This is a genomic window from Actinacidiphila sp. DG2A-62, from assembly GCF_035825295.1.
GTDB lineage: Bacteria > Actinomycetota > Actinomycetes > Streptomycetales > Streptomycetaceae > Actinacidiphila.
Genome location: NZ_JAYMGI010000002.1, coordinates 500,206 through 520,029, shown reverse-complemented (window position 1 = coordinate 520,029; position 19,824 = coordinate 500,206). Strand labels below are relative to the sequence as shown.

20 protein-coding genes are annotated in these 19,824 nt (G+C 75.8%); 12 read left to right on the top strand and 8 right to left on the bottom strand.

Translation table 11 applies throughout. The features are described from left to right. Positions 1-37 precede the first annotated feature (37 nt). From pptA to VSR01_RS02710, 7 genes are all read left to right on the top strand, one after another. Entirely contained in the window at positions 38-262 is a 225-nt protein-coding gene (pptA, locus tag VSR01_RS02740; protein ID WP_326447691.1) for a tautomerase PptA, read from the top strand. A 106-nt stretch (positions 263-368) separates the two neighbouring features. Then, positions 369-1,322, top strand: a complete 954-nt coding sequence (locus VSR01_RS02735; protein WP_326447690.1) for a DMT family transporter — start codon at positions 369-371, stop codon at positions 1,320-1,322. Between the two features lie 4 nt (positions 1,323-1,326). Continuing rightward, entirely contained in the window at positions 1,327-2,034 is a 708-nt protein-coding gene (epsC, locus tag VSR01_RS02730) for a serine O-acetyltransferase EpsC (protein WP_326447689.1), read from the top strand. 196 nt (positions 2,035-2,230) lie between these two features. Next, complete coding sequence (locus VSR01_RS02725; protein WP_442785633.1) at positions 2,231-3,136, top strand: PLP-dependent cysteine synthase family protein; 906 nt, start codon at positions 2,231-2,233, stop codon at positions 3,134-3,136. 127 nt (positions 3,137-3,263) lie between these two features. Then, a complete protein-coding gene (locus tag VSR01_RS02720; RefSeq protein WP_326447688.1) occupies positions 3,264-3,755 on the top strand; it encodes a cupin domain-containing protein in 492 nt (163 codons plus the stop codon). Positions 3,756-3,823: 68 nt separating this feature from the next. Continuing rightward, positions 3,824-5,035 carry an MFS transporter gene (locus VSR01_RS02715; protein ID WP_326447687.1) on the top strand — a complete coding sequence of 404 codons (1,212 nt, stop codon included), beginning with the start codon at positions 3,824-3,826 and terminating at the stop codon, positions 5,033-5,035. A 124-nt stretch (positions 5,036-5,159) separates the two neighbouring features. Further along, complete coding sequence (locus tag VSR01_RS02710) at positions 5,160-6,251, top strand: PhzF family phenazine biosynthesis protein (protein ID WP_326447686.1); 1,092 nt, start codon at positions 5,160-5,162, stop codon at positions 6,249-6,251. 81 nt (positions 6,252-6,332) lie between these two features. Here the strand turns inward: VSR01_RS02710 and VSR01_RS02705 are convergent, their stop codons facing one another. Further along, positions 6,333-6,926 (bottom strand): NADPH-dependent FMN reductase, encoded by a 594-nt coding sequence (locus VSR01_RS02705; RefSeq protein WP_326447685.1) that lies wholly within the window; start codon positions 6,924-6,926, stop codon positions 6,333-6,335. A 101-nt stretch (positions 6,927-7,027) separates the two neighbouring features. Between VSR01_RS02705 and VSR01_RS02700 the strand changes: the two genes are divergently transcribed. Continuing rightward, on the top strand, positions 7,028-7,876 hold the full coding sequence (locus tag VSR01_RS02700) for a helix-turn-helix domain-containing protein (RefSeq protein WP_326447684.1): 849 nt from the start codon (positions 7,028-7,030) through the stop codon (positions 7,874-7,876). 36 nt (positions 7,877-7,912) lie between these two features. Here VSR01_RS02700 and VSR01_RS02695 read toward each other — a convergent pair whose 3' ends face one another. The 7 genes from VSR01_RS02695 to VSR01_RS02665 form a co-directional block, all read right to left on the bottom strand. Further along, positions 7,913-9,709 (bottom strand): ABC transporter ATP-binding protein, encoded by a 1,797-nt coding sequence (locus VSR01_RS02695; RefSeq protein WP_326447683.1) that lies wholly within the window; start codon positions 9,707-9,709, stop codon positions 7,913-7,915. Beyond that, positions 9,702-10,880, bottom strand: a complete 1,179-nt coding sequence (locus tag VSR01_RS02690; protein ID WP_326447682.1) for an ABC transporter permease — start codon at positions 10,878-10,880, stop codon at positions 9,702-9,704. Before VSR01_RS02690 ends, VSR01_RS02695 begins: the two co-directional genes overlap by 8 nt. Next, a complete protein-coding gene (locus tag VSR01_RS02685) occupies positions 10,881-11,960 on the bottom strand; it encodes an ABC transporter permease (protein ID WP_326447681.1) in 1,080 nt (359 codons plus the stop codon). It lies immediately after the preceding gene. Beyond that, entirely contained in the window at positions 11,957-13,660 is a 1,704-nt protein-coding gene (locus VSR01_RS02680) for an ABC transporter substrate-binding protein (protein WP_326447680.1), read from the bottom strand. Before VSR01_RS02680 ends, VSR01_RS02685 begins: the two co-directional genes overlap by 4 nt. Before the next feature lie 110 nt (positions 13,661-13,770). Then, positions 13,771-13,956, bottom strand: coding sequence for a hypothetical protein (locus tag VSR01_RS02675; protein ID WP_326447679.1), 186 nt, complete (start codon positions 13,954-13,956; stop codon positions 13,771-13,773). After that, the gene (locus tag VSR01_RS02670; RefSeq protein ID WP_326447678.1) at positions 13,953-15,470 is read right to left on the bottom strand and encodes an MFS transporter; all 1,518 of its coding nucleotides are present in this window, start codon (positions 15,468-15,470) and stop codon (positions 13,953-13,955) included. Before VSR01_RS02670 ends, VSR01_RS02675 begins: the two co-directional genes overlap by 4 nt. Before the next feature lie 120 nt (positions 15,471-15,590). After that, positions 15,591-15,797, bottom strand: a complete 207-nt coding sequence (locus VSR01_RS02665) for a putative leader peptide (protein ID WP_326447677.1) — start codon at positions 15,795-15,797, stop codon at positions 15,591-15,593. 606 nt (positions 15,798-16,403) lie between these two features. On the opposite strand from VSR01_RS02665, the gene VSR01_RS02660 reads away from it, so the two are divergent. The 4 genes from VSR01_RS02660 (at position 16,404) to VSR01_RS02645 (ending at position 19,692) form a co-directional block, all read left to right on the top strand. After that, a complete protein-coding gene (locus VSR01_RS02660; RefSeq protein WP_326447676.1) occupies positions 16,404-17,390 on the top strand; it encodes a MetQ/NlpA family ABC transporter substrate-binding protein in 987 nt (328 codons plus the stop codon). A 220-nt stretch (positions 17,391-17,610) separates the two neighbouring features. Beyond that, positions 17,611-18,696: a methionine ABC transporter ATP-binding protein gene (locus VSR01_RS02655; RefSeq protein WP_326447675.1), complete on the top strand. Its 1,086-nt coding sequence runs from the start codon at positions 17,611-17,613 to the stop codon at positions 18,694-18,696. Between the two features lies 1 nt (position 18,697). Next, on the top strand, positions 18,698-19,357 hold the full coding sequence (locus VSR01_RS02650) for a methionine ABC transporter permease (RefSeq protein WP_326447674.1): 660 nt from the start codon (positions 18,698-18,700) through the stop codon (positions 19,355-19,357). Next, positions 19,354-19,692 carry a hypothetical protein gene (locus VSR01_RS02645; protein ID WP_326447673.1) on the top strand — a complete coding sequence of 113 codons (339 nt, stop codon included), beginning with the start codon at positions 19,354-19,356 and terminating at the stop codon, positions 19,690-19,692. The genes VSR01_RS02650 and VSR01_RS02645 overlap by 4 nt, the downstream gene beginning before the upstream one ends. Positions 19,693-19,824 lie beyond the last annotated feature (132 nt).

Genomic DNA, 19,824 nt, shown 5'->3' with positions numbered 1-19,824 from the left:
CGGCGACCGACGCACACTCACGAAAGGGGCCGCGCCCGTGCCGCACGTCCACATCAGCCACTTCCCCAAGGAACTGGACCAGGAGGGCAGGGACGCCCTGGCCGCCGACCTGACCCAGGCGCTCGTACGGGCCTTCGGGGTCGACGAGGGCGCGGTGTCCGTCGCCCTGGAACCCGTCGACGCCTCCGACTGGCAGCAGCGCGTCTACCGTCCCCAGATCCTCGACCGCGCCGACCTGCTCATCAAGACCCCCGCCTACTGACCCGCACTCCCGCCTACTGACCCGCACTCCCGCCCACTGACCGTCCGCACCCCGCCCACTGACCGCCCGCACCACCCGCACCGACCGCTCACCGGAGGGCGCCCCCGTGAAGAACGCGACCGTCGCACGTTTCCTGCTCCAGGCCACCTTGTGGGGCAGCAGCTTCACCTTCATCAAGGAGTCGCTGAAGGGCCTGACACCCGGCCAGCTGGTGCTCGCCCGGCTGCTGCTGGGCACCGCCGTCCTGCTGGCGATCGCGGCCCTGCGCCGGGTCCCGCTGCCCCGCGGCGCCGCGGTCTGGGGCCATGTCGCGCTGGCCGCGGTCTTCGGCAACGTGGTGCCGTTCCTGCTGCTCTCCTACGGCGAGCGCAGCACCGGCGCGGGCCTGGCCGGGGTGCTCGTCGGCGGCACGCCGCTGCTCACCCTGGGCATCGCCACCGCCGTGCTGCCCGCCGAGCGCCCCACCCTGCGCAAGACGCTGGGCCTGCTGGTCGGCTTCGCCGGCACCGTCGTGGTGATCGGCCCGTGGTCCAGCGCCGCGGGCTCGGTCGGCGCCCGGGTGGCCTGCTTCGGCGCCGCCCTCAGCTACGCCACCGGCTACGTCTACGTCCGCAAGTTCCTGACCCCGCGCGCGCTGGCCCCGCTGGCCGCCGCCGCCTCCCAGCTGCTGGCCGCCGCGGTGCTCCAGGCCGTCGCGCTGCCCTTCATGTCCTGGCACACCGTCCACCTCACCGGCCGCGTCACCGGCAGCATCCTCTTCCTCGGCCTGTTCAGCACCGGCCTGGCCTACGTGCTGTACTTCCGGCTGATCGGCGACGTCGGCGCGACGAACGCCTCCGCGGTCAACTACGTCGTGCCGGTCGCCGCGGTGATCATCGGCGCCGCGGCGCTCGGCGAGTCGGTCTCCTGGAACCTGCTGGTCGGCGGCGTCATCGTGCTGCTCGGCATGGGGTACGCGGAGAACCGGCTCGGGCAGCTGCGGCGCGCCCCCGCGCCGCAGCCGGCGCCCGCGCCCGTCCCGGTCCCGGCCCCCGCACCGGCCGCCGACAAGAGCCGGTGACCCGGTGACCCCCACCCGGTGGCTGCGCGCCGCCGCGGCGGACCTGGACGCCATCCGCGGCCGGGACCCCTCCGTGCACAGCCGAGGCGAGGCGCTGCTGCACCCGGCGCTGCCCGCGCTCTGGGGCTACCGGGCGGCCCACCGGCTGCACACCGCCGGACTGCGCCGCACCGCCCGGCTGCTGTCCAACGCCGCCCGGGTGCTCTCCGGCGGCGTCGAGATCCACCCCGGAGCGACGATCGGCCGCCGCTTCTTCGTCGACCACGGCAGCGGCGTCGTGATCGGCGAGACCGCGGTGATCGGCGACGACGTCACGCTCTTCCACCAGGTCACGCTCGGCTCCACCGGCTGGTGGAACGACCGGGCCAGGCCGGCCGGCGCCCGCCGCCACCCCGCGGTCGGCGACCGGGTGGTGATCGGCGCGGGCGCCACGCTGCTCGGCCCGATCACCGTCGGCGCGGACGCCGTGATCGGCGCGCAGGCACTGGTCATCCACGACGTGCCCGAACGCGCCCGGGTGCTGGCGCCCGTCGCCGGCGCCGCCGCCGGCCGGACGTCCGCGGGACGCCGCCCGGTACGCCGCCTGCGGGCCGTGGACGGCGCCGCCCCCGCCGACGGCCCGGCCGCCCGCGCGGACGGTTCCGCCGACAGCGCCGACAGCGCCGACGGCCGCGCCCGGGCCTCGACCGCCCGCGCCTTCCCCATCTGGTGACCCGCGGCCGCCGGCCGCCGAATCGGAGGACCGCACCGTGACCACCACGACTCCCGCACCGACTCCCGCACCGACTCCCGCACCGGCGCCGGGACCCGCGCCGCAGACCGTCGCCGCGTCCGACCCCGCCGCGCCGCCCGCACCCAGCGGCCGGCGGCCCGCCGCATCGCTCGAAGAACTGATCGGCGGCACCCCGCTGGTACGGATCGACGCCGGTACGGACGGCGTCACCGTCTACGACAAGCTGGAGAGCGCCAACCCGCTGTCCAGCGTCAAGGACCGCACCGGGCTGTACATGATCGAGGCCGCCGAGCGGCGCGGACTGCTCACCCGCGGCCACGGCACCGTGGTCGAGGCGTCCTCGGGCAACACCGGGATCTCGCTGGCCGCGCTCAGCGCCGCCCGCGGCTACTCCTGCGTGATCGTCCTCCCGGACAGCGCCACCAACGAACGGGTGCAGCTGCTGCGCGCGTTCGGCGCCGAGGTCGTGCTCACCCCCGCCGAGGAGGGCTACACCGCGGCCATCGAGAAGGCCGAGGAGATCCACCGGGCCAGGCCCGGCTCCTGGTTCGCCCGGCAGCACGAGAACGACGACAACGTGGCCGCCCACTACGCCACCACCGGACCGGAGATCTGGGCGGACACCGGGGGCAGGGTCGACGTGCTGGTGGCGGGCGTCGGCACCGGCGGCACCCTCAGCGGCACCGCCCGCTTCCTGAAGGAGCGCAACCCGGACCTGAAGGTCGTCGCGGTCGAGCCCGAGCGCTCGCCGGTGCTCAGCCAGGGCTGGGGCGGGCTGCACCGGATACCCGGCCTGAACGGCGGCTTCGTCGCCGACACCACGGACACCTCGCTCATCGACGACGTGCTCGCCGTCTCCGACGAGGACGCCTTCGCCGCCGCGCGGCTGCTCGCCCGGACCGCCGGACTGCTGGTCGGGGTCTCCTCGGGGGCCGCCGCCCACGCCTGCCGGGTGCTCGCCGCCCGGCCCGAACACCGCGGCGCCACGCTCGTCACCGTCTTCCCCGACACCGGCGAGCGCTATCTGTCCTGGCTCCAGGCCGCCGCCGACAGCGAGGAGGACGCCGCGGCACCGCACTGACCCCCGACACATCCGACCGGCCCGGCAGGTCCGCCGGCCCGGCGGGTCCGACAGCCCCGATCCGCCCGACCGAACTGGCGCACGCACCACCGCACGCACCCACATCGACCAGCGAGGAGTACGTCCGATGACCCAGCTACCCCGCATCGTCCTGCCCGGTGACGGCGAGTCCGTGCAGATCGGCACCACCACGCACACCACGTTCAAGGCCGTCGGCGGCGAGACCGACAACCGCCTCGGGCTGTTCGAGCACCGCATGGACCCTGGCGCGCCAGGAGCCTCGCCGCACATACACAAGGAGCAACTCGAGGCCTTCTACGTGCTCGACGGCGTGGTCGAACTCCACCTGGACGGCCGCAGCTTCCCCGCCCCGCGCGGCACCTTCGTCAACGTCCCGGAGAGCATGTCGCACGGCTTCCGCAACCCGTACCAGGACCAGGCGACGATGCTCATCGTCTTCACCCCGGCCAAGGACCGCGAGGAGTATTTCAGGGGCCTGGCCGAGCTGTACGCGGACGGCAACCGGCCGACCGAGGACGAGCTGCTGGACCTGATGCAGCGCTACGACCAGTACGAGCTGGCGCTGGACGGCACGGTTCCCGGCTGGGGCCGCCACTGACCGGGCCCGCGGCCCCGCCGGCGGCCGCACCCCACCGCACGCCGCGGCAGGCAGCGCCGCGGCGTGCGGTGGGCGGCGCGCTCCTCGCGGCGTTCGGCGGCTTCGCGAGCTTCAACCTGCTGCTGTCCGCGGCGCCGATGTACGCGGCGCGCGGAGGCGGCGGACCGGTCGCGGCCGGCGCGGTCACCGGCGCCCTCACCGCCGCGACGGTGGCCGTGCAGCCGCTGACGCCCCGGCTGCTCGCGCGGGCCGGCGAGCGGGTGTCGCTGCAGGCCGCCGGACTGCTGCTCGGGCTGCCGTGCCTGGCCGCGCTGCCGGCCGCCGCCTCGGCCCCGGCCGCGGTCGCCGCGCTGGCCGCGCTGCGCGGGCTCGGCTTCGGCGTCTTCGTCGTCGCCGGCGTGGCGCTCACCGCGCGCCTGTTCCCGCCGGACCGCCGGGGCCGCGCGATCGGCGTGTACGGCGCGGTGAGCGGCGCCGCCGGCATCCTCGGCACCCCGCTCGGCCTCACCCTGGCGCACCACGGCGCCTACCGGGCCGACTTCCTCCTGGCCGCGGCGGCGGCAGCCCTCGTCCCCCTCGCGGTCCTCGCCCTCCCGGGCCGCCCCGCGCGGCCTGCCGCGGCGACCGCCGGCGTCCCCGGGCCGCAGCGGCGGTCCGGGCCCGGGCACGCTCCCGCGTCCGCGCGAACCCCCGCGCGTGCGCGTGCCCCGCGGTTGCGGGCGCGACTCGGGCCGCTGGCCGGGCCGTTGTGGGTGGAGGCGGCGTCGACGACCGCGTACGGGGTGCTGTTCACCTTTCTGCCGCTCACCGCGGACGCCGCGCCGGCGGCGCTGCTGGCGGCCCAAGCGGCATCGGTGGGCGCGCGGCTGGGGTCGGGGCGGCTCGCCGACCGGATCGGCCCCGCGGCGCTGCTGACCCCGGCCGCCGCGGTGGCCGCGCTCGGCGCCTGCGCGGGCGCGGCGCCGCACCGCGCGGTCCCGGTCACGGCGGGCGCCGCGCTGTTCGGCGCGGGATTCGGCGCGGTGCAGAACGCGTCGCTGCTCCTGGTGATGCGCCGCGCCGGGGAGACCGCGGCCGGCCTGCGCCTGGCCGGCGTCTCCTGGAACCTCGCCTTCGACGCCGGCACCGGCCTCGGCGCCCTCGGCGGCGGCCCGCTGCTCGCCGCCGGCGGCCCGGCCGCGCTCTTCCCGGCCACCGGCGCGCTGCTGGCCGTCTCCCTGGCCGCGCTGCTCCCCGGCCGCCCCGCTCCCGGGACGCCCCGAACACCGCAGCCGCCCTGAACCGCCGCGGACGACAGCCGCGCCGGCCGCCCGCGGCGCGCATGCGCCGCCCGGGCCGCGCGCCGCGCGCGGCCCGCCCGACCTCCGGTGAGAACCTGGACCCGCCCCCGACCGTGGAGACCCGATGAGCGACGACCGCGCCCCGGCCCGGCAGCCCGCCCACGAGCAGCACCCGTATCCCGCCGAGCACGGCGTGCCGCACGGCGCGCTGCCTGACGCACGGCGGGACGCGGAGCACGAACCGGGCCCCGGCCACGCCCCCTTCGCCCTCGTGGACGTCTTCGGCGCCGAGCCCCTCACCGGCAATCCGCTGGCCGTGGTCGACCTGACGGAGTACGCGCGGTGCGGCGGCGCGGACGTGGACGAGCGGTGGCTGCGCCGCGTCGCCCGCGAGATGAACCAGTCGGAGACCACGTTCGTCCTGCCCGGCACCCACGGCGCGGTACGCGACCTGCGCTCGTTCACCGCGGGCGGCGTGGAGGTCACCGGCGCGGGGCACAACGCGCTCGGCGCCTGGTGGTGGCTGCTGCACACCGGGCGCGTCAGGCCCGCGCCGGCCCCGGACGGCCGAGCCGCGCCCCTGGTCCAGCGCATCGGCGGTCGCAACCTCGATGTCTTCGTGGAGGACGGACACGGCCCGCACGGCGGGGAGTTGACGATGCGTCAGGCACCGGCCCGGCCCGGCGCGTCGGTCGACGCGCCGGAGCGGCTCGCCGAACTGGCCGCCGCGGTCGGCCTGGCGCCCGGCGACATCGCCGCCGCGCCCGCGCCCCGCACCGTCGACACCGGTGCCGCCCATCTGATGGTGCTGTTGCGCGAGCGGGCCGCGCTGGGGCGGGCCGTGCCGGACAAGCGCCGGCTGACCGCCGCGGCCGACGCCGTCGGCGCGCAGGGGGTCTACCTCGCCTGGCCGGACGACACGCCGGCCGCCCGGCCCGGCAGGACCGTGCGCGCCCGCTTCTTCAACCCCGGCGTCGGCCTGGACGAGGACCCCGCGACCGGCAGCGCGGCCGGCCCGCTCGCCGCGTATCTGAGCGCCGCCGGCCTGCTCGCGCCGGGGGAGGAGCTGACGGTCGTCCAGGGCGAGGCGATGGGCAGGCCCAGCACCCTGCGCGTCGCCGTCGACGCCGAGGGGGCGCCCCGCGTCACCGGCGGCGGCAGCCTCACGGTCGAGGGCCGGCTCTCCCTGGCCTCGCTGCGCGCCGACCGTCGCTGACGGCCGGCCCGCGGTCCCCGCCCCCCCCGCGTCGCCCGGCCGGGCGCACCGGCGCCCCGGCCGGGCGCGGGACCTCACCGGTCAGCTCGGGTACGGAACCGCCGCGCGGGCGGCGGACAGCGCGGCGGTCCACCAGACGAGGTGGTCCAGCATGACCTTGGCCCGCCCGGGCGCCTCCGGGTCCAGCGGCCGGCCGTCCTGCCAGGCGGTGAAGTAGTTCGGGAACGCCAGGCTGTCGCGCATGGTCACCGCGTGCAGTTCGGTGAGCACGTTCTCCAGGTGCAGGGCCGCGTGCAGGCCGCCCGACGCGCCGCCGTAGGTGACCAGCGCGACCGGCTTGGCCGTCCACTGGGTGAAGTGCCAGTCCACCGCGGCCTTCAGGGACGCCGGATAGCTGTGGTTGTACTCGGGCGCCACCAGGACGAACGCCTCGGCGCGCGTCAACTGCCGGGTCAGGGGCGCCATCGCGGCCGGGCGCGGATAGGCGTCGCCCGCGTACTTCGGGGACTCGGCGGGCAGCGACAGCGGGATCTCGACGTCGGTGAGGTCGACGACCTCCACGGCGAACCCGCCGTGCGCGCGGGCCTGTTCTGCCACCCAGGCGGCGACGACGTCCCCGAACCTGCCCTCGCGGACGCTGCCGACCACGACGGCCAATGTGTGCTTGTCAGTCATGCCACCACCGTCCGCCGCCGTCCCCGCCGCGGACCAGACCGGGTCCAGGCTGGCCCCCGCGGGGCCAGGCTGCGCGCCGCTCACCGGCCTAGACTCGCCGTATGGGCACGCCACTGGGCGACTTCGTCCGCGCCAAGCGCGACAGCATCCGACCCGAGTCGTTCGGCATCCCCGAGCGGGGCCGGCGGCGCTCGCCGGGGCTGCGCCGCACCGACCTGGCCGCGCGGGCCGGCATCAGCGTCGAGTACCTGACCCGCATCGAGCAGGGCCGGGACCGCAACCCCTCGCCGGCCGTGGTCAACGCCCTCGCCGACGGACTGAGCCTGGACGCCGGCGAGCGCGACCACCTGCGCTACCTCGCCAAGATCAGCAACGGCTCCTGTGTGACGGGCCGGCTGCCGGAGCCGCCGGGCCGTGAGGTGCGGCCCACCGTGCTGGCGACCCTGCGCCTGCTCGAACCCGCCGCGGCGTACGTCACCAACCGGCTCGGCGACGTCCTCGCGCACACCGACGGGCTCGCACGGCTGGCGCGCGGCAGCGGACTCCTGGACGGACCGGCCCCCAACCTCACCCGCTACGCGTTCACCGACGCCCGGGCGCGGACGTTCTTCGCGGACTGGGAACAGGTGGCCGACGAGCTGGCCTTCGACCTGTGGTTCGCGCCGACCGTCGAGAGCTCGCAGTGGCTGAGGGCCCAGCTGGAGCCGCTGGCCGGCGAGGAGTTCACCCGGCGGCTGGAGCGCCGGCTGCCGCCGCCCCGGCTCCCGCTGCGGGTGAACGTCCCCGACCTCCCCGGCGCACCCGAACTGCGCTGGGACCGCGAGCGGTTGGAGCTGCCGGGCGGCGAGGGGCAGGAGCTGGTGGTGCTCCTGCCCGCAGACGAGGCGACCGAGCAGGCCGCCGAGCGCCTGAGCCGGGGGTCCGGCGCGGGCCTGCGCGCCATCGGCTGAGCGCCTCCCGCGACCGCGGCGGCCCCCGGGGCCCCGTCAGCCGGGGGGCGCCGCGCCGCGCCGGGCCTGGCGGCGCGGATCGGGCACCGGCAGCGAGGCGATCAGCCGCCGGGTGTACGCGTCGCGCGGCGCCCCCAGCACGTCCGCCGCGGTCCCCGACTCCACGATCCGGCCGCGGTGCAGCACCGCCACCCGGTCCGCGACCTGCTCGACCACCGCGAGGTCGTGGCTGATGAACAGCGCGGCGAAGCCCTGCTCCCGCTGGAGTTCGGTGAACAGGTCGAGCACCCGAGCCTGCACCGACACGTCCAGCGCCGAGGTGGGTTCGTCGGCGATCACCAGGCGCGGCCGCAGCGCCAGCGCGCGGGCCAGCCCGGCGCGCTGCCGCTCGCCGCCGCTGAGCTCGTGCGGGTAGCGGTCGCCGTGCCCGCGCGGCAGCCGCACCGACTCCAGCAGCGCGTCGACCGCGGCGCGCACCGCGCGGGCGTCGAGGTCCCGGCGGTGCACCGCCAGCGGCTCGCCGACCGAATCGGCCACCGTCAACTGGGGGTTGAAGCTGGTGGCCGGGTCCTGGAAGACGAAGCCGACCTGCCCGGACCTGACCGCCGCCGTGGCCCGCGGTCCGCGGCGGGTGCGCCCGCCCGCGCCCAGCGGCTCGCCGAGCACCTCCAGCACCCCGGCGGTGACCCGGGTCAGCCCCGCGACCGCCCGGCCGATGGTCGTCTTGCCCGAGCCGCTCTCCCCGACCAGGCCCAGCACCTCGCCGGGAGCGATCGCGAACGCGACCCGGTCCACCGCGCGGAAGGCGCGGACCCCGAGCCGCTCGGGGTAGTCCACGACCAGCCCCTCCGCCCTGACCGCCGCGGCCGGACCGGTCGCCGGAGCAGCCGCGGCGTCCGGACCCGTACCGCCGTCCGGTGCGCCGGCCCGGGCGTACGTCCGGCCGCCCGGGCTCTTGCCCGGGTCCTCGCCGCGGTCTCTGCCGCCGGGGCGGGCACCTGACGGGGGCCCGCCGTGTCCGGCCGCCCGGCGCCCGAAGTGCGGCACCGCCGCGAGCAGTTCCCGGGTGTAGGGGTGCGCGGGCTCGGCGAACAGGCGGTGCGCCGGGGCCTGTTCCACGATCCGGCCGCGGCGCATCACCGCCACGCGGTCGGCGAGGTCGGCCACCACGCCCATGTTGTGCGTGATCAGCAGCACCGCGGTGCCGAGGTCCACCCGGCAGCGGTGCAGCAGCGCCAGGATCTCGGCCTGCACCGTGACGTCCAGCGCGGTGGTCGGCTCGTCGGCCACGAGCAGGCCCGCGCCCAGCGCGAGCGCCATGGCGATCACCGCGCGCTGCTTCTGGCCGCCGGACAGCTGGTGCGGGTAGTGGTCCACCCGGCGGTCCGGCTCCGGGATGCCGACCCGGTCCAGCATCTCGACGGCCAGCGCGCGCCGCCCGGCGCGTCCGCCGCCGACGCCGTGTGCGCGCAGCCCCTCGGCGAGCTGCCAGCCGATCGTGAACACCGGGCTCAGCGCGGTCGACGGCTCCTGGAAGACCATCGCGGCCCGCGCGCCGCGCAGCGCCCGCAGTCGCGCCGGGGACGCGGTCAGCACGTCCTCCGCGGGCTCGGCGGCGCCGTCGCCGAGCAGCACCCGGCCGCTGACCGAGGCGGTCGCCGGCAGCAGCCCGAGCACCGACCTCGCGGTCACCGTCTTGCCGCTGCCGCTCTCCCCGACCAGGGCGAGCACCTCGCCGGGCGCGACCGACAGGCCGACCCCGTCGACGGCAGGAGCGCCGCCGCCGGCGTCGAAACGGACCCGCAGGTCCTCGATCCGCAGCAGATCAGCCATGCGCCGCCCCTCCTTCGGTGGACACGTGACCGGGGAGGCTCGCCGATGCGCCGGGAGAGCCGGGCGCCGCCGACGTCCCGAGCGCCCCGGAGACCCCGGAGTCCCCGGACTCGCCGGAGCCGCTCGGTGCGCCGGACCCGCCCGGTGCGCCGGCCCCGCCGGTCGTTCCGGAGGTTTCGGGAGCGCTCCCGCGCCGCCTCCGCGCGCCGCCCCGGCCGCGGAGCCGGGGGTCCGCGAGGTCCGTGAGCCCCTCGCCGAGCAGTGTCGTGCCGAGGACGGTGAGCACGATCGCCAGCCCCGGCGGCAGCGCGGTCCACCAGATGCCCGACGTGACGTCGGCGACCGACCGGTTGAGGTCGTAGCCCCACTCCGCGGCCGAGGTCGGCTCGATGCCGAAGCCGAGGAAGCCGAGCCCGGCCAGCGTGAGGATCGCCTCGGACGCGTTGACGGTGGCGATCAGCGGCAGCGTCCGCACGCAGTTGCGCAGCACGTGGCGGAACATGATCCGCCACGGCCCCGCGCCGATCACCCGGGCCGCCTCGACGAACGCCTCGGACTTCACCCGTGTCACCTCCGCGCGCACCACCCGGAAGTACTGCGGCACGAAGGCGACGGCGACCGAGCACGCCGCGGCGGCCAGACCCCCGACGAGGCTGGACTGCCCGCCGCTGATCACGATCGCCATGACGATCGCCAGCAGCAGCGAGGGGAACGCGTACATCGCGTCGGCGGCCCCCACCAGCAGTCGGTCGAGCACCCCGCCGACGTAGCCGGAGACCAGGCCGAGCACCACGCCGGCGACCGCCGACAGCAGCAGCGCCGCGACGATGATCTCCAGGGCGGTCCTGCTGCCCCACAAGGTGCGCGAGAGCACGTCGTAACCGGCCACGGTGGTGCCCAGCAGGTGCCCGTGGCCGGGGTGCCGCTGCGGGCCGAAGAGCTTGCCGTGGCTGCTCAGCTGGGAGTAGCCGTACGGCGCGAGCAGCGGTGCGAGGAGGGCGGCGAGCACGAAGGCGGCGCTCAGCGCGGCGCCGGCGAGCAGCATGGCCCGCTGCAGGCCCGCGCCGGCCGTGAGGAGCGCGGCCAGCCGCCTGAACGGCGGTTCCGGGAGCGGAACGGGCAGCGCGTCCGGCCGCGGCTGCGGCAGCGGATCGAGGACGTCGTCGGCCACTCAGTACCTCACCCGGGGGTCGATCAGCGCCGCCACGGCGTCGACGAGGAAGTTGGTCAGCGCGACCACCACCGCGAACACGGTCACGATGCCCTGCACCGCCGCGTAGTCCCGCACCGTCAGGTAGTGCGCGAGCTGGAAGCCGAGGCCCTTCCACTCGAAGGTGGTCTCGGTCAGCACCGCGCCGCCGAGCAGCCCGGCGACCTGCAGCCCGAGCACGGTGACGACCGGGATCAGCGCCGGGCGGGTCGCGTGCCGGGTGATCAGCCGGAAGGAGCCCACGCCGCGGGACCTGGCGGCCTCCACGTACTCCGCGGACAGCGTGCCGATCAGGTTGGTGCGCACCAGCCGCAGCAGCACCCCGGCGACCAGCAGCCCGAGCGCCAGGCCCGGCAGCACCGCGTGCCGCAGCACGTCGGCCACCGCGGAGCGGTCGCCGCTGCGCACGGCGTCGACCAGGTAGATCCCGGTGGTGCTGGTCTGGTTCTGCAGTTCGAGCTGCACGTCGATGCCGGCCCGCCCCGAGGTGGGCAGCCAGCCCAGCCACACCGCGAAGACCAGCTTCAGCAGCAGGCCGAGGAAGAACACCGGCGTCGCGTAGCTGAGGATCGCCAGCAGCCGCAGGCCCGCGTCGGCCGCCCGGTCCCGGTAGGCCGCCGCGACCATGCCCAGCGGCACCCCCACGACCAGCGCCACCGCCATCGCGTACGCCGCCAGCTCCGCGGTCGCCGCGCCGTTGGTCCGCAGCATGTCCCGGACCGGCTGGTCGTCGGTGGCGGTCCGGCCGAGGTCGCCGTGCGCCAGCGCCCGCAAGTAGTCCAGGTACTGGGTGAGCAACGGCCGGTCGTAGCCGGCCTGGTGGAGCTTGGCGTGCAGCTGCCGCGGGGTCAGCCGGTCGCCGAACGCCGTGCTGATCGGGTCGCCGGTGGCGTGCATGAGGAAGAACACGACGCTGACCAGGACCAGCACCGTGGGGACGATGAGCAGCAGACGGACCGCGAGGTAGCGCAGCAGCCCGTGCCCGGCGGCGCCGCCGGCCGTGCCGACGGCGCCCGGGGCCTGGAGGGCCGGCGCGCTCACTGCGAGCCGGTCCTGCTCAGCTCGGCCCAGCGGAACTGGTACGAGCTGTCCAGCTTGGCCGGCACGCCGGCCACGTCGGCGCGGGTGACGATCGCGGTGGAGCCCTGGAGCAGCGGCAGCAACGGCAGCGCCGCGGCCACCTTCTGCTGCACCTGGCCGATCAGCGCGGTGCGCCGGGCCGGGTCGGTGGCGGTCTCCTCCTGGTGGATCAGCGACCTCACCGCCGGGTCCGCATAGCCGTTGTTCACCCAGCTGTTGGCGGAGTAGAACGACGCGAGGTAGTCGTCGGCGTCCAGGTAGTCGGCGTACCAGCCCAATTGGTACAGCGGGTAGAGGTCCGCGACCCGGTCCTTGCCGTACTGCGCCCACTCGGTGGACTGGAGCTTCACCCGGAACAGCCCGGTGCCCTCCAACTGCGCCTTGATCAGGGCGTACTCGTCGGCCGACGACGATCCGTAGTGGTCGGCGTTGTACTGCAGGTCCAGGGTGACCGGGACCCGGACGCCCGCGTCGGACAGCGCCTTCGCCGCGGCCGCGCGGTCCGGGCCGCCCCTGCCGTCGCCGTAGAGCGGCTTGAGCACCGGGGCCGCGCCGGTGATGCCGTCGGGCACCGAGCCGTACAGCGGCTGGAAGGTGTTCTTGTAGACCTGGGCGGCGAGTTGGGCCCGGTCCACCGAGTCGGCGACGGCCTTGCGCACCGCGAGCGCCTTGACCGGGTCGGCCTGCGCGGTGCTCGTGCCGTACGGCTGCGTCTTGAGGTCGAAGACGATGAAGCGGATGCCGTTGCCCGAACCGGTGTGCACGGTCAGGCCCTTCTTCGTGGCCAGGTCCTGCAGGTCGGTGACGGTCAGCGTGCGGTAGACGGCGTCGATGGCGCCCTGCTGCACGTCCAGCTTGAGGTTGCTGGCGTCGGTGTAGTACCTCAGCCGCACGTGCGCGGTCCGCGGGGTGCCGAGCAGGCCCTTGTACGCGGGGTTGGCGGTGAAGGTGGCCAGCGAGTTCTTCTGGTAGCTGCCGACCGTGTACGGACCCTCCCACGGCCGGGCCGCGACCACGGCCGTGTCGTCGAGGATCTTGTCGGCGGGGAAGACCTGCTCGTCGGCGATGTAGCCGGCGGCGGTGGACAGCACCTGCGGGAAGAGCGTGTCGTTCGCCGACTTGAGGGTGAACACCGCCGTCGTCGGGTTCGGGGCGGCGACCGACGCCAGGTCGTACAGCAGCGACGAGGGTCCGTTCTTGTCGGCGATGCGCAGCTGCCGGTCGAAGCTGAACTTGACGTCGGAGGAGGTCAGCGCGTGGCCGTTGGCGAAGGTCAGCCCCGGTTTCAGCGTGACGGTGTACTCCTTGGGGGCGGACAGCCTGATCGCCGCGGCGAGGTTCGGCACCACCTCGGAGGAGCCGTTCCTGGTGCTCAGGAGCGTGGCGTAGACCTCGTCCTCGACGGTCCCCGAGCCGGCGTCCCAGGAGCCGGCCGGGTCCAGGCTGGTCACCTGGTCGGTGGTGCCGATGGTCAGGGCTTTCGCGCCCGAGCCGCCGGACCCGCCGTCGTCGTTCTTCGTGCTGGTGCAGGCGGTCAGGGCGGTGGCGGCGGCCAGGGCGGCGGCGCCGAGCAGCAGGGGGCGTGGTGCTCCGAAGCGGTGCGACGTCCCGGGGCGGTGGGACGTTCTGGACCGGCGTGACGTTCCGGACTGACGTGGCATGAGGAATCCCGTTTCCGCGTAAGGGTGGGCGCGCCGGCCCGGCGGGCCGCGGCGCGTCGTGCAGGAGGATCGCTCGGCCGGTCGGCGGCGACGGCGCGGCCGACCGGCGGTCAGGCGGTACACAGGCAGCTGCACACCAGCAGCAGGTCGACATGGCGCCGGCGGACCAGGCCGGGGCGGGCCGCCCGGCCCGGGGCCGCGCACCGCCGCGCGTCGTCCGCGCGCGGCGAACGGCTCACGCTGCCCGCGAGCGCGGTCCTTCCCGCGCACTGCGCGTATCCGGTCGGCTCACTCATGGCCGCCGCCGACGCTCCCGCGCACCGGCGCGTCGGCCGCGGAGACTCCGGCCGGTGCTTCCGGTGCTTCCGGTGCTTCCGGTGCTTCCGGTGCTTCCGGTGCTTCCGGTGCTTCCGGTACTTCCGGTCTCGCTTCCGGTCCCGCTCCCGCGCGCCTGCCCGTCGCCTCGGCGACGGACCCCGCGGTCCGCCCGCCTGGCCTGGCCGGCACGCGGTCCCGCGTCCGCCTCCGGGCCCGCCCCGGCGACCGCCCGCGCACCGAGCCGCCGCGCCCGCACCGTCGACCGGGCCGCAGGCCGTACCCCGCCGTCCCGCAGCAGCCACGCGCCGACCGCCACCGCGGCCGCCGTCGCCGCCGCCGCGCCGGCCACGATGCCCCAGCGCACCCCCGCGTGCTGGCTGATCCAGCCGATCACCGGGCTGCCGATGGGCGTGCCGCCCATCGAGATCACCGTGTACACCGCCATCACCCGGCCCCGGACCGCGTCCCCGACCTGCGTCTGCACGAAGGCGCTGACCGCCGTGTTGAGGATCATCAGGGTGAAGCCGACCGGCACCAGCAGCGCCAGATACACCGGGTACGCGGGCGCGAGCGCGGTCAGCAGCTCGCTCGCCGCGAACAGCACCGCCCCGACGACCACGGTCCGCACCCGCGGCGCGACCCGCCGGGTGGCCACCAGCGTGCCCGCGATGGTGCCCACGGACAGCGCCGTCGACATCAGCCCGAGCCCGCCCGCGCCGACGTCGAAGACCCGCCCGGCGAACAGCGTCATCGTGGTCGGGAAGTTCACCGCGAAGGTCGCGGTGATCCCGAACACCGCGAAGACGCCCAGCAGGTGGGGGCGCTCGGCGACGTAGCGCAGACCGTCCCGGCCCGCCCCCGCCCAGGGCGTGCGCGCCGCGGGCCGCGGCCGGGGCGCCGGCCGGATCGACAGCAGGCCGAGCAGCACCACCGCGAAGGACGCGGCGTTCAGCGCGAACACCCAGCCGGTGCCGACCGCGCCGATCAGCACACCGGCGAGCGCCGGTCCGACCAGCCGGGCCACGTTCAGGGACAGGATGTTCAGCCCCGCCGCGTTGGGGATCAGCCTGCCGCCGACCAGTTCGGTCACGAACGACAGCCGCGCCGGGTTCTCCACGGTGAACACGCAGCCCAGGCAGAACGCCAGCGCGTACAGCAGCCACAGCGGCGCGTGCCCGCTCAGCACGGCGACCGCGAGCACCAGCGCCTGGAGCGCGTACAGCGACTGCGCGACCAGCAGCACCGTGCGGCGGTCGCGGCGGTCGGCGAGCACGCCGCCCCACAGGCCGAACAGCAGGACCGGCGCGAACTGCAGCCCGGCCGTCCAGCCGACCGCCGTTCCGCTGCGGCTGACGGTCAGCACCAGCCAGTCCAGGGCCACGCCCTGCATCGCCGTGCCGGTGTTGGAGACCAGGCCGGTGGTCCAGTAGACCCGGTAGCCGCGTACCCGCAACGCGGCGAACACCCCCTGCGCGGCGGCGTCCTGGAGCACGGCGCGTCCCTTCTCCGGCTGCTGCGGCCGGGGTCGCGTACGGCAGAGGCGTGGGTGACCGCGGCCGGGCGGGCGCGTGGAGCCGCCGCGCCCGGGAGGGCGGGTACGTCAGGGACTGCGTCAGCGGGTCGCCGCGGTCGCCGGGGCGTGCGCGGCGGACAGGACGCCGGAACACCGGCCGCCGGGACACAGCGCGCTGCTCACCCGCAGCAGGTCGACGTGGCGGCGCGCGGCGCCCAGCACGAAGGCGCCGTCGGCGCGGGACACGCTCTCCGCGCGGGACACGCTCTCGGCGCGGGACAGGCTCTCGGGGCGTCGGGACCGCATGTGGATCACCCTGCCCCCTCCGGCCCTGGCGCGCTGTCGCTCGCAACGGGAGACGACGCTAACGGCTCGGCGTGGATTGGGCAATGGGCCCCCGGAGCGCCGCCGCCCGGCCCGGCGGGCGCCCGGCCGGGCGCACCCGCGTGTCGAGGTCCGCCCGCCGGGCCTGCTAGCGTGTCCGCCATGCGTGCTGCCCTGCTGACGAGCCGACGTGCCGTCGACTACGTGCAGGTCGCCAGCTCCCTGTGTTGCTGACCTCGTCGCGACACCGCGCGGGCTGAGACCTCCGGAGTCCTCCGGAACGGCTGTGCCCCCGCCTCTTCCCGGCCCCCGAGCCCGTAGCGGACCGCTGCTCCGCCGCGCCCGCGCGGACGCGCTCCCGTGGCCGTGCCCCGTCGCGCCGCTAAGGCGTGTCGGCGTTGCGGCTGCGCGCGTCCACCTGCCTGCGGCGCGGCTGTCGCGGTCTCCGCCGTGCTCGTGGCCGCGCCTTTCCCCACGCGACGACCGCTCGCATGCCGCACGGTCGCGCACGCACCCCTCGCCCTTGCGCCCGTACGCGCCACCGCGCCGCACGGGCACCCCCCCGCCCCACACCCGGAGGTATGTGTCATGTCCGAGTCGTCCCCGTCGCCCGAGAGCCGCGAGCCGTCCCCAGGGGAGCCGCGGGACCCGCGGGAGCCGCAGCTGCCGCGGCGCGGCTCCGGCCGGCGCAGGCTGCCGTGGATCGTGTCGGGCGCGGTGGTGGTCGTCGCCGCGGTCGTGGTCGCGCTCGTCCTGTCGCTCGGCGGCGGCTCCGACGGGTCGACGACGGTGCGGATAGGCGTCGTCGACGCCTCCCAGCCGTACTGGAAGACCTACGCGAAGCTGGCGAAGGACCGACTGGACGTCACCGTGAGGTTCGTGAACTTCAACGACTACAGCCAGCCCAACCCGGCGCTGAAGGAGAAGCAGCTGGATCTCAACGAGTTCCAGCACATCCAGTACCTGGCGAACTACAACGTCACCGCGCACGACGACCTCCAGCCGATCGGCGCCACCGCGGTCTACCCGCTGCCGCTGTACTCGCTGAAGTACGCCTCCCCGGACGCGCTGCCCGACGGCGCGAAGGTCGCCATCCCCAACGACGCCATCAACGAGGCCCGCGGCCTGCTGGTGCTCCAGGCGGCAGGCCGGCTCACCCTGAAGGACGGCGGCTCCGCGTTCTCCACCACCGCCGACATCGTGACGCACACGGTCGACGTCACCACGCTCGACGCCTCGCAGACCGCGGCGGCGCTGCAGAACGGCTCGGTGGCCGCCGCGATCGTCAACAACAACTACGCCACCAGCGCCAAGCTCCCCACCTCGAAGGCGATCTTCCAGGACGACCCGGCGGGCGCCAGCGCCGCGCCCTACGTGAACATCTTCACCGCCCGCAAGGCCGACGTGCACGACCCGACCTACCTCAAGCTCGCCGCCCTCTACCACGACCCCGCCGTGGAGAAGGGCGTCCAGCAGGCCAACGGCGGCACGGCCGTCTTCCGCAGCACCGGCGCGCAGCAGCTTCAGGCCGAGCTGGCCACCGTCGAGCAGCAGGCGCGGGCGGCGAAGAAGTAGCCGCCGCGCCGGCCCGGGTCGGTCCGGGCGGCGCGCCCGCGGAAGCCCCCGCCGCGCCGCCCGCCCCCGCCCCCGCCCGTGAGCCGCGGATCCCGTGCGCCGAGATCCCGCGTGCCGCAGATCCGCGACCCGGTGACCCCGCGACCCGGTGACCCCGCGACCCGGTGCCCCGGAGTCCCGGAGTCCCGCCCCGCGCCCCAGCGACCCCCACGAGGAGCCGATGTCCGCCCAGAGCAAGCCCGCGCCGAGCCCGCCCCCGGCAGCGCCGCCGCAGGCGCACGTGCGCTTCGAGCACGTCGGCAAGACCTTCCCCGGCCGGGGCCGCCGGGCCGCACCGCACGTGGCGCTCGACGACGTCAATCTGGAGATACGCCGCGGCGAGGTGTTCGGCGTGATCGGCCACTCGGGCGCCGGCAAGAGCACCCTGGTGCGGCTGATCAACGGTCTGGAGACGCCCACCACCGGCCGGGTGCACGTCGGACCGCACGAGCTGACCGCGCTCGGCGAGCGCGGCCGACGCGAGGTGCGGCGCGACATCGGCATGGTCTTCCAGCAGTTCAACCTGTTCCGGTCGCGCACGGTCGCCGGCAACGTCGCCTACCCGCTGAAGGTCGCCGGGGTGCGGCAGCCCGAACGGGACCGCCGGGTGGCCCGGCTGCTGGACTTCGTCGGGCTGCTCGACCGCGCCCACGACCATCCCGAGCGGCTGTCCGGCGGCCAGAAGCAGCGGGTCGGGATCGCCCGCGCGCTGGCCACCGAGCCGTCGCTGCTGCTCGCCGACGAGGCGACCAGCGCGCTCGACCCGGAGACCACGGCCGAGGTGCTGGCGCTGCTGCGCCAGGTCAACCGCGACCTCGGGGTGACCGTCGTGATCATCACCCACGAGCTGGACGTGATCCGCTCGGCCGCCGACCGGGTCGCGGTGCTGGACTCCGGCCGGGTGGCCGAGACCGGCAGCGCCTACGACGTCTTCGCCCGGTCGCGCACCGAGGCCGCGGCCCGCTTCGTCCGCACCACGCTGCGCGACCGGCCGTCGCCGGAGACGCTCGCCCGGCTGCGCGCCCGCCATCCCGGGCGGCTGATCACCGTCCGGGTGCGCGACGAGGGCGGCTTCCAGACCCGGCTGGCCCGCACCTTCCTGGACCACCGGGTGGCCGCGGACATCGTGTTCGGCGGCATCAGCGAGCTGCAGGAACGGCCGGTGGGCAGCCTGACCTTCGCCCTCACCGGCCCGGAGGGCGCGGTGGACGCCGCGCTCGCGGCGCTGCGCGGCGACGGCGTCGACCTGGTCGAGGAGGAGTCCTGAGATGCACGAGTTCGTCACCAACCTGCCGGTCTACCGCGAGGCGATCCGGCAGACCTTCTTCATCGTCGGCGTCTCGCTCGCGGCCGGCGGCGTGCTGGGACTGGCTCTCGGGCTGGTGCTCTACGCCACCCGGCCGGGCAACCTGCTCGGCAACCGCGCGGTGTTCGTCGCCGTCAACATCCTGGTCAACGTGGTCCGGCCGGTCCCGTTCGTCATCTTCATCACCGCCATCCAGCCGCTGATGCTGCACACCATCGGCACCACGATCGGCACCGACGCGGTCACCTTCGCGCTGTCGCTGTCGGCGGCGTTCGCGATCAGCCGGATCGTCGAGCAGAACCTGCTCACCGTCGACCCCGGGGTGGTGGAGGCCGCCCGCGCGACCGGGGCGCGGCCGGTCGGCATCCTGGTCACGGTGCTGATTGCGGAGGCGCTCGGCCCGCTGGTCCTCGGCTACACCTTCATCTTCGTCGCGGTGGTCGACATGTCCGCGCAGGCCGGCCTGTTCGGCGGCGGGGGCCTCGGCGACTTCGCGATCACCTACGGCTCGCAGCGCTACAACTGGCCGGTCGTCTACATCACCGTCGCCACGATCGTCGTCATCGTGCAGGCCGGGCAGTTCCTCGGCAACTGGCTGGCCCGGCTGGCGCTGCGCCGATGACCGGCGACGGCGACGGCGGCCACGGCGGTCGTGACGGCGGCCACGGCGGTCGTGACGGCGGCGAAAGCGGCGGCGGCGGTGAAAGCGGCGGCGACAAAGGTCACTTCGGGACGGCATTGTGCGCGAGCGGGCGGCGGAGTTACGGTGAAGCGCAGGTCATGAGTGTGCCCGAGCACGGTCCTGGCGGCGCGAGCCGGGCGGACCGGACGACACGAGGGGGAGGGGACGCCGTGCACGACACCGTCGAACTCCCGCTTCCCGCCCCCGCGTTGTTCTCCCGGCGGCGGCACATCGACTTCCGCCGCGTCGCCGGCGCCCTGTGTCCGGGCCGCTGAGAGCCACGCCGCACCGCCCCCGCACGCGCGGCACTCCGCCGCACCGGGCCCGTACCCCCGACCCCCGCCGGACCCCGGCGGCTGACCCCGGACCGGCCGCGCGCCCGCTCTCCTCCCTCCCGCCCCTCGTCC